The following is a 10,034-nucleotide window of genomic DNA, read 5'->3' as shown; positions in this document are numbered from 1 at the left end:
CTGGACATACTTGTAATTGTTTGATTTAGTAATCTTCAGGAACATGCCTGTATTATACCATGTCATGGGGTTTATCGCAAGTATTGTCGGCATTTATTAAAAAAAGTTTGCCACTACACTTTTTGCAGATTTTCATCTCCCCATTGCCAAAAATGCCGTTGTTAAGCCATTTTTCACTTTTGAAAGCGGCAAATTTGGGGGTCAACTGATAAACTCAGGAGAAGAATTAAGAGATCTCCTTTACACGGTAGCTCTCCAGGACGTAGAGTACAAGCAAGACAGCACGGTAACCATCAAAAAAGGGGTAGCAAAAGACCGGGTCATTTCCCCGACCGATCCTGAAATGCGCCACGGGCACAAGTCACAATCCCAGCGCTTTGACGGCTACAAAGTGCACACAGGAATAGATAAAGAGAGCGAATTCGTCACCGGAATTGTGGCCACCCCCGGCAACACTCACGACTCAGAAGCGGTCCTCATCTACCGACCGGCAACCCGAAGAGCGCCGGCCAGAGGAAGTGACCTTCGACACGGCCTACGGAACCGGCCAGGTAAGAGAAGAGATGGCCGTCTGCCAGATCAAGGTGATCAGTTCTGTACCAAAGGGCCACGGGAAAAACGGCTGCCTCCCCAAATCGGCCTTTACCATTGATCTGGATGCCCAGACCTGCCGGTACCCGGCCGGCGAGTTCGCTCCCGAAAAAGTCTACGACCGGAAAACAGGCCGGCTCAAAATGTTCCTCTTTTCTCCCGAACAGTGCCAAAACTGCCCCTTAAAGAATAAGTGCACCAAAAACAAGAAAGGCAGGCGGACCGTAACGGTCATTACCTCCAGGAAGGCCGGGCCTATCAAAAGACCGAAGAGTTCGCCAAAGAATATCCCGAGCGCTGCAAGATCGAAAGAAAACAGACAGAGATGGTGAGGCACGATCTCCGGAAGGCCCGCTACATCGGCCTGGCCAAAGTCACTCTCCAGGCGCTTTTCGTCGGAGCCGTGGTAAACTTCAAACGCTACTGGAAGTTGTTCATCCAAAAAGCACAGGAAGAAGTTGCTCTGGCAGTTGCCACACCACCTCCTTTAGCGGCATAGGAGGTAGTCTGCCCATGTAACAACAAATTGTAGAGATGTAGAGAAGGAGAACGTAGAAGGAACTGTTTCTCTATGATTTGGCCGGTTATTATGAGGTTTATGTATACAATTTTCGTCTGGCGCAATTTTTCAAGCCCAACGGGGCGAGATGGAAATAAGGGTATTTGCAACGAACTCCTAGGCCATCACCTTTCCTCTAAAAGTGACTCCATCTTTCTCACCCGCCACCGTTTTCCTCAAGAGCTACATCGAGTTCTGAAACAAAGTTGTAATTCCCGTCCCTCACAAACTTAAAAAATTTATCATAGTCTTTAGGCGTCAAGAAATGAAAGTGATAGATATACCCGGATTGCAGCGCGTTGAGCGTTGTAAAATGTTGGCGGGCCGCTTTATATTTTGCCTTATTTTCGTCCGATGGCTCTTGAAGTTCTTCGTCTCCTTTAATCTCAATAACCAAAATATGGCTACCTTTTTTGATGAAAAAGTCGGGGTTGAAATAACCACGCTTAGGATGCTCACCTTTCCGCCAGGCGTATTCAATCGGGTAGAACTCTTGATCCGTAGACTTAACCCAAGAGTCAATAACGTTAGCATTTTCTGGTTTAATTAGTTGTCGAATGAAATCCCGCTCGGGCTTGTGGTCAGCTATAGCCACATTGAGCGGCGTCTTGAAATAAAAAGCATTGTCTATTTTGTGTACCGCGGATCGTGGCAGGTCTTCATCGTCCAAAATAGCCTGTAGAACCACCTGTGTTTCTTCGTCGCTCAGCAAAAGTGAGTTATCGTCCAGGAAAACGGTCGCTTCACCGCGTCTTAGAGAACCTATCCCTACACTGTTCCGCTTACGATCAGCGGTATTAACAGATATTACGGCGTTGGGTGTCATCCGGTAACGCACAGATCTGGAAGCTTTACGATGCACTACGCCAAAGGCTTTTTGCAGCCGCTGACGGTTCTCCTCACTGACCTGGTCTCGAGTTTCACCTACCCGGCGCAAAGATTCGCGAATCAATGCCCGCAACCAGTCGAAGCTATATCTTTCTGCGTAATTGGTCCCTTCTTCAGTATCAATGGCCTTAAGTTTAGCATGAATATGCTCGGCAACTTCATCCACCGTAAACATCTGGTAACGGACCAAGGTCTTTTTCTGCCGCCGCTCCCCAGTCGCGGCGCGGATATAAGTGGTCTCACGCTCCAAAGCGGGTACTTGCGATACCAGGGTGATATACCCTTTAGTAAACTCATACTCAACCGTTTGCGGAAATTCTTCGATCTCCTGGGTCTTGCTGTAATCAATCTGGTGCAAAGTGAAATTATAGTCGGGTGATTTGGTAACCGGATAAGAGTACACACGTTTTTCAATCTCCATCACCTCGTCCACCAGATGCTTGATACGGCTGGACCAAGCATCGTGATTAAATACCGTGACAACGGGCCGTTCACCACGGTAGGCATCGGGAATGCGCAAGCCGCGCCCCAGTACTTGAGCGATAAGCAACTTACTATTAAAGGCACGTTCCTCATGAGGCACTATCTGAAATACGTTCTGGACATCCCAACCCTCGGTAAGCATACTTACGGAGGTAATCCATTCAATTGGATTATCAGGCCGGTCTACTTCCTCCAGCATCCGGACATTGGCCTCGTGCTCCCGCGCCGACGTGACAATCAGTACCTTTTTGGCTGCTTCTTCAGTTGAAATCCCTTCTCGCTGTGCCAAAAAATCAATTAAGTCACCCGTTAATCGCTTGCAAGCTGCAATGTCACGTGTAACCAAAATGGTAAGTGGCTTAACTTTACGGTAAAAATGCGTTTTGTTTTGGAGATGGTTGTCATATATCTTCTGAAACTTTTCGTCTTGGGAAGCAGACGTATCTTCCGCCACATAATCAATTGCCTTGGCATAGCCTTGCTCAATCGCCTGACGCAGTGAGTAGCGATAGATCACATCGGTAAAGTATTCATCGCCGATATAGCAAGTACCAGAAAAGCCGGCTATGTAGCGAAAGCGGAATTCGGGGTCAAGGAGAAACTCCTTCCACCGCTTGAGGTCTTTGCCAGTCGGATTGTAAACGTGGTGCACCTCGTCATTTAGAATTAGAGTCTGTTCACCTTTGCCTTTCAGGCTGTCTCGGACAGAAGACTTTACATGTTGTAGGGTGGCGTGAAAGTTTTCAATGCAAATCGTGCCATCCACGATGGACTCTGTACCATTGATAATGTGCGGATTACGCACTCGGGAGTCGTCGGGCAGAAGGCTCTTGAGTATCATGTCGCCCGAAAGCTGGCGGAATTTTTCCGTCAAGCCCTTTTCAATAGTACGTGACGGACACAGCACAAGGACCCTGTCTATTGCGCCATGCGCCAACATGATGCGCGCGATGCCATACATAACGTAACTCTTGCCGGTAGCAGTTGCTAGGTCAATCGAACATGAAAGTTGGTCGGGTAACTGCAAATGGCGTTCCATATCACGGAATGTGGCATACCGCTCTTTCAAAACGTCATTAGAATAAAAGTTCTCTTCGGCCAACTGCCGCAAGTTGGCATAACGGCCACCCAAGAAGTACCGCAACACTACGCGGATCGCTTCTTTCTGGTACTCGCGCGTACCGCACAGCGCCTCAATAAATGGCTCGTACCGCGCGATGTCGAAAAGAGCCGGGTCAACGTTGTGGCTAACACGTAAGACTAAATCCTCATTGCGAAATCGCTGTTGATGAGGCATAAATCATATTCTTCCTTATTCGCCTATATTTTCAACAAAGTCTGCAGACGCTTTGACTTCGGTATACTCGTTACCGTAAATGTCTATATAAATTACCATGATATACTCACCTAATAAATCAAAAGGCATCCTTACTTCCCAACCAGCCGCCTGGATATCACTAGCAAAAAAGACGGCATCAAGTTGGAACGGTGGAAAAGGTTCCTTCCCTTTACGCGCTGGATCGTAAGGGTAGTTATAATCTACCAAAACCATAGAGAGGGTCTCTAAGTTGCCTTTTGAGCTGGCTCCTTTTGCCAGTGCCTCACTCTTGAAAGTCTTAATTTTAATTACCGCGTCCTTGGTTCCTCCACCTTCACGTTGGCGAACAAAGTAGTCACATTCGACTTTGGGAGGCCTAATAAAATCGAAACCGACCGCTTCAACTGTTTCATTTACCTGTGTTTCATCCACAGGCTGAGTAATGGCTTCAAAGTCACGGTTATGAAGTTCGTTAATAATGGAATACGGTATCCGCAGAATATAATAGCGCGTACGCCCTTTATCCACATAGTCTTCGAGGAATGCTACACTGGCAGCAGGGGCAATAATAAAAAAGCGCGGGCCAATCCTAGAACCGATCTGGGCATGTAAGTCATCAATGAAGCCGTAGTCCAGGATAACACCGCCACCCAGGGTGTGATTGAAAACCAGCACGTCGTCGCCACCGCGATAGCCGTCCAGTTCAATGCCAGCGACTTTATGGGGTTTATCCTGACACTGAAACAGCCCAAGCGCGTAGGAACGCCATCCTTCCCAGGGCAGCTCTTTAAGGCGTGCAAAGTCGTATAGGCCTGCGTTATAAAGAATGAATGGCTTAGGCTTTAACGGCTTGCCTTTATTACCGATATCACTCTTGAGATTAAGCATTCTTTTTTGAATGGTATAAATGGCCAGCTTACCGCAATCTATCCCGATCCAGCGGCGGCCCAATTTTTCAGCCACGGCCAGTGTTGTACCAGAACCAGCGAAGGCATCGAGGACGATGTCGCCAACTTGCGACGCAGTAATGATTACTCGTTCTAGTAACTCCTCGCTATTCTCGGTTGGATAGCCCGTTGTAAAGGCATAACCTTTAAGATCTGTCCAGTTATTATCAACTGGTACCGATTCGGTTTGTAAATATTCTGGGCGTCCCTTAACCATATTGCCATTTAAGTCGTAGTAAGAGATATCAGGATTAATCCTCACTCTACCTTCTCGTACTAATTCGTCTATTCGCTCCTGAGTAAAGGTAAAGTGCCTTCCCCTTCTTGGGAGGTACTTCTTACCGAAAATGATTCTTTCTGGAGGATTTCTCAAACCAGGAGAAACCATGTCCAACCACTCTGGTTCCTTCTCCGCTCCGCAATAATAGCATCTCCGAGAAGTTTCAGGATTGTGAAAGTAGTAGTTAGATGTCTTGGAGTAAAAATATAATGATTCGACACTCACATTGAATCTACTCAGATTTCGTAAAGATCTCATCACCCTATTAATGACGATCTCGTTTCTAAAATTGTTTTGACCAAAGACTTCGTCCATTATTACTTTTAAGTAATGTCCAAAGTGATAATCTAACCGAACAAAAACACTACCGGTATCTGCGAGTAATTCCCTGATAAAGATAAGTCTCTTTCTAAGAAATTCAATAAACCTGGCTCCTTGAACTTTTGCTGAGTAAGATATCTCACCATTTCCTGGCCCATACTCATCACCTGTTCCAAATGGTGGATCAATATAGACCAGCTTCACTCCCCGCGAGCCATCAGCGTTTATTAGTTGCCCCTGCTCCTTCATTTTCAGCAGAGTTTTCATTGCCTGAAGGTTATCACCAAAAATGAGCATATTATGCCAACCCTCGCCGTTGCTACCAAAGGCCCGGATGGGCTGTAGGGGAACTCCCATCGTCTCAGCCAAAATATCTTCTTCGCGCTCTTTGCCGGCGTATACCAGTTCATACTCCCGACGTTCGGGTGGAAATAATAAGTTTTTATAATCCAAAGGTAACTCGGCACCTTGATTAAGGAGTTCTATGATATGTTTACGTTGAGAATCAGTGAGACAGGGCATGCGGTCACACTCCTAACTATTGAAAGAGTTCCTTAACTCGTTTTTCTAATTCACTGCTAATATTATCTGGGTTCTCAAAGTATTTCTTGGCATGATACGTGCTCCCGAAATGACCGCTGTGGTTCACAAGCTCTTCAAGCCGCTGAGGTAGCTTGACGCATCGATTCCCATTCAGTAGATCAATAATCCTTATATTTTCGTCATCTTCTTCACTTTTACCATCCAACTCAAGCCAAACAATATAAGGAAGCTGAAACGCATTCAGTAGCTTCTGAAATTTAGGAATTTCTTGTTTATTGCCGGCTATTATAATCGTATAGCCAATCTCTTCTGGAAACTCCTTGAATAATCCAAGTTTTCTTCCTGCTGATACAATAGCTATACCGTCTTGTTCGCCTTCAACCAAAATAACTTTCTTAGCGAAGAATAGCTGGTTTTGTTCTAAACCAAAGCTGTTCAGAAATTGGAACCCCTTTCTTTCCTCAGGAGACCCCAGCAAACCTGGATCGCACTGGTATACACGTGTTCCGACTTCGACAGTATCCTTTCTCGTAACTCCAACACAGTGGTAATTTGCTACATCAACAAAGGCAGGAGAATGGGTGGTATAGATAACTTGATCAGACTCTGCGAACTTGCGCAGTACGCTAAAAATCAATCTCTGCATCTGGGGGTGTATATATAGCTCAGGTTCCTCAATTGCCAGAATGATCGGCCGGAAAGATTTTGTTTCACCATCACCTGATGGCAGCAACTCTCCCCGTTGGTTCATGATTAAAGTCTGTAAGAGTCCAAAGACGACGCTTCTTTGTAGCCCGTGCCCTTTCTCTAATACATCTGTCAAAACTCCGTCATCTACTTTAAGGGAGACACCTTGCAAAAATAAATCCCTCGTCCCTTCCATCATGACCTTAAGACGTACGGAATTTACAGAGGGCATAAGCCTGACAATCGTCTTTTGGAGCGTTTCTTCAATCTTCGAGAGTACATCCAGCCTCTTCAACTCATCTGGTCGGTCTTCGCCACTTTCCGGCGGGTTCAACAGGTTTTTAATCCTTTGTAGTGATAACTCTATTTCTGAGTAGCGGGGGTCCGTTTTTATTATTCTGTCTGCTAAATCCCCCATGAGCCGCCGGAAGACGGTTGAGGAAGACCGACGGTCTATTTCATTAGAGTAATCCGTAATTGCAGGTAGTAAGTAAAAACCGGGTAAGTGGCTCAGAAGAACGGGTTGGAGTCCAAGTGCTTGGCTATTTCCAGGAGTAGGCTCCTCATATTCAACATCGTCCCGCTCCTGCAACAAGCGTCTTAACCCCGCTTCATAACTTGCTTTGGTTACTTTTCCATCCCGAGATACGTATTCCAAAATACCATTTTCTTCTGCCACTTGACGCCAGTTCGGCTTGTCTCCTTTTACAGCGATTACCCCCTCAACAGATAGCCACCAATCCTTTGGCTTAGCAACGTATCCGTAATACTCTGCCACTATTTTAATCTTTCCAGTCTTTTCTTCCGTTTGTGCTACAAGATGCTTTTCTAAAATCAATTTGTCACCCAAAAGGTACGGGCGAAGTGCCTTACGTTCCTCGGAGGTTAAGCCGGTAAACGTACAAATAATTACAATGGGCTGTGATTTATCGAAAAAATTACTTTCTTGGACTCCACCCGCCCCAGGTGCAAGGAAAACGTCAATTGCTTTTAAGATATTAGACTTACCCGCGTTATTTTCGCCGACAAAGATCTGAAACGGCTCAATACGAACATCACCAGAGTCAACAATTGAGCGATAATTCTTGATACGCAAGCTACAAAGTTTCACTATCAAGTCCCTCCCTAAAAGTTTGGAATGAGAATCTGTCTTACGTACTCTTCAATAAGCCCCTCATCCGCAAAACTGAAATAGCGCCCATCACCAATGATCAGATGATCAAAAACACGAATTTCCATTACCCTCCCGGCAACCACCAGATCGCGGGTTAGGAGTTTATCTTGCTCGCTTGGTGTTGGGTCACCCGAAGGGTGATTGTGGACGGTAATCAACCCGGTAGCATAGGCTTGCACCGCACACAACATGATCTTGCGTATGGACGGATGGGCTTTCGTAACATCACCTTCGTCAATATCTACCACGTCTATCACCCTGTTGCCTTGATCCATTAAGATTGCCTTAAACACTTCGTGCTTGAGGTCGCGCAGTAAAGGCATCAGGAAACCAACCACGTCGGAAGACGAACGGACTGTCCCCTCCAGGGCACGCTCTTCGCTCATCATCCGACGGCCCAATTCAACAGCTGCTTTGATTTGGGCGATCTTGGCGGTGCTCAGGCCTTTGATTTGGCGGAATGCGGCAATATCACAGGCGCTCATTTGGCGCAGCGTCTTGAACTTTTGTAGTAGTTCTCGCCCCAGATCAACCGCGCTGGAACCTTTAACACCAGTGCGGATCAAAATCGCCAGTAGTTCAGCATTGCTTAACATATGCGCCCCGTACTTGAGCAGTTTCTCGCGCGGCCTATCGTCTTTCGGCCAGTTAATGATCGCTCGTCCATATCGCCTTTTTCTGGAAGCCATATTGTGACGCGCCCCTCATATCTGTACTGAATTTAATGGGTATCTCCCTTTTACTGAATTTCTTAGAAGGAGAGCTCCGACTGTTGCTCTTATTCGCCAATCACCACTTTTCCCCTTCGAAAAATTCTCTTCCGGTTCTCGCCCTCCACCCCGCCACGGAAAGAGAGCCGTTGGCCATAACGAAGCCGGCCCGGCCGTTTTTCGGCGCTAAGTGGTGGATGAAGTGCTGGGTCCACATATAGTTGGCGTTGGAGTTCGGCGGTGCCCAAATTTGAGGCAAACGTCGCCGGCCACCTTGTCTGCGCCCCACTCCTTCATATTGAAGGGCGGGTTGGTGATGATGAAGTCGGCGCGGATCGTTGGTGAAGGTGTCGCCTAACAAGATGTTTTCGTTAGGAATGCCCCGGATCGCAAGGTCCATCTTGCAGATACGCCAGGTGGCCCCGTTGCGCTCCTGCCCGTAGATGGAGATGTCGTTCGGGTTGCCGTTGCGGCCTCAATGAACTTGCGGCTTCGCACGAACATCCCGCCGGAACCGCAGGCCGGGTCGTAGACCCGCCCCCGGTAAGGCTCTAGCATCTCGACCAGCAGCCACACGACGCATGCGGGGCGTAAAACTCACCACCCCGGTATCCCTTAGCCTTAGCGAACGTCTCGATGAAGTATTCGTGGTCCGGCCGAGAACATCCCACGCCACGGCATCGCCGTTGACCAGGTCAACCGCCAAAAAGAGGTTCAGCAGTTTCCCCAGGGTCTGCGCCGGAATGGCAACGCGGGCGTAGATCTTCGGCAACACCCCCCCGCAACTGCTTCGGGTTCTCTTTCTCGATGGCTGCCGTTGCCTCGTCAATCAGCTGGCCGAGATGCGGTTGGTGCGCGTTCGCCAAAAGATAAGACCAGCGGGCTTGGGGCGCGATCCAGAAGATGTTAGCGGCCAGGTACTCGTCCTTGTCCTCAGCGACGGAAGCGATGTATCCGCCGACGCCTCTTTGACGTAGTACTCCGTATTGGCCGGATCGGTAACGGCGCGCGTTAGGAACCTGTGCCGGTTTTCAAAAGCGTCCGAGAGGTATTTCAAAAAGAGCAGCCCGAGGATGATGTGCTTGTACTCGGCCGCCTCGACCGTGCCCCGCAGCCGGTTGGCCGCCGACCAGAGCCGGTCGGCGAATTCGAGGTCGCCGTTACCGTTTTTTTTACCGCGCTTTTCCTTTTCGCCATAACCTTCTCCCGCAGAATGAACCGAAAGTTTTACCAAACAGCCGGTTTTTAGAGGTTCAAACCATAAAGGCGCATACTGCCGTAACTGCCGTTTTATGCTTTATTCGCCAATCGCCGCTATTTTTCCTGCCGAAGCCCTTACAGCGTCAACCGTCTCGCCTCATCCGGCATCCAGGTCGATCCAGATGTTCGTGTCAGTCACGTGGATCCGCCGGGAATCCGCCATGCTGCTCGGCCACCTCCCGCCAAAATTCAGCCAGGGATTTGGCGAGCAGTTCGGCGGCACGGGATTCTGAGATCAGATCCTCCGCAAGCGCACGCATCACCAGCCGTTCC

At 48.1% G+C, this 10,034-nt stretch carries 8 protein-coding genes and 1 pseudogene; 1 reads left to right on the top strand and 8 read right to left on the bottom strand.

Going from position 1 to position 10,034, the window contains the following annotated elements:
• Window positions 1-223: 223 nt before the first annotated feature.
• Window positions 224-1,090: pseudogene (locus tag HPY81_11290) on the top strand (transposase).
• 217 nt (window positions 1,091-1,307) lie between these two features.
• On the opposite strand, the gene HPY81_11285 reads toward HPY81_11290, so the two are convergent.
• From HPY81_11285 to HPY81_11250, 8 genes are all read right to left on the bottom strand, one after another.
• A complete protein-coding gene (locus HPY81_11285; protein ID NPV27986.1) occupies window positions 1,308-3,818 on the bottom strand; it encodes a DEAD/DEAH box helicase family protein in 2,511 nt (836 codons plus the stop codon).
• A 15-nt stretch (window positions 3,819-3,833) separates the two neighbouring features.
• The gene (locus HPY81_11280; protein NPV27985.1) at window positions 3,834-5,909 is read right to left on the bottom strand and encodes a site-specific DNA-methyltransferase; all 2,076 of its coding nucleotides are present in this window, start codon (window positions 5,907-5,909) and stop codon (window positions 3,834-3,836) included.
• Between the two features lie 16 nt (window positions 5,910-5,925).
• Window positions 5,926-7,728, bottom strand: coding sequence for an ATP-dependent endonuclease (locus tag HPY81_11275; GenBank protein NPV27984.1), 1,803 nt, complete (start codon window positions 7,726-7,728; stop codon window positions 5,926-5,928).
• Between the two features lie 14 nt (window positions 7,729-7,742).
• On the bottom strand, window positions 7,743-8,480 hold the full coding sequence (gene radC, locus HPY81_11270; GenBank protein ID NPV27983.1) for a DNA repair protein RadC: 738 nt from the start codon (window positions 8,478-8,480) through the stop codon (window positions 7,743-7,745).
• Window positions 8,481-8,580: 100 nt separating this feature from the next.
• The gene (locus HPY81_11265; GenBank protein ID NPV27982.1) at window positions 8,581-8,901 is read right to left on the bottom strand and encodes an N-6 DNA methylase; all 321 of its coding nucleotides are present in this window, start codon (window positions 8,899-8,901) and stop codon (window positions 8,581-8,583) included.
• The gene (locus tag HPY81_11260; GenBank protein NPV27981.1) at window positions 8,856-9,059 is read right to left on the bottom strand and encodes an N-6 DNA methylase; all 204 of its coding nucleotides are present in this window, start codon (window positions 9,057-9,059) and stop codon (window positions 8,856-8,858) included. Before HPY81_11260 ends, HPY81_11265 begins: the two co-directional genes overlap by 46 nt.
• The gene (locus HPY81_11255; protein ID NPV27980.1) at window positions 8,977-9,276 is read right to left on the bottom strand and encodes a hypothetical protein; all 300 of its coding nucleotides are present in this window, start codon (window positions 9,274-9,276) and stop codon (window positions 8,977-8,979) included. The genes HPY81_11260 and HPY81_11255 overlap by 83 nt, the downstream gene beginning before the upstream one ends.
• 54 nt (window positions 9,277-9,330) lie before the next feature.
• Entirely contained in the window at window positions 9,331-9,735 is a 405-nt protein-coding gene (locus tag HPY81_11250) for a type I restriction-modification system subunit M N-terminal domain-containing protein (protein ID NPV27979.1), read from the bottom strand.
• Between the last annotated feature and the right edge of the window lie 299 nt (window positions 9,736-10,034).

It is taken from the genome of Bacillota bacterium (genome assembly GCA_013178045.1).
In the GTDB taxonomy this organism is placed as follows: Bacteria; Bacillota; Ch66; order Ch66; family Ch66; genus Ch66.
The sequence above is the reverse complement of the archived record's forward strand: the minus strand, read 5'-3'. Positions and strand labels throughout refer to the sequence as shown.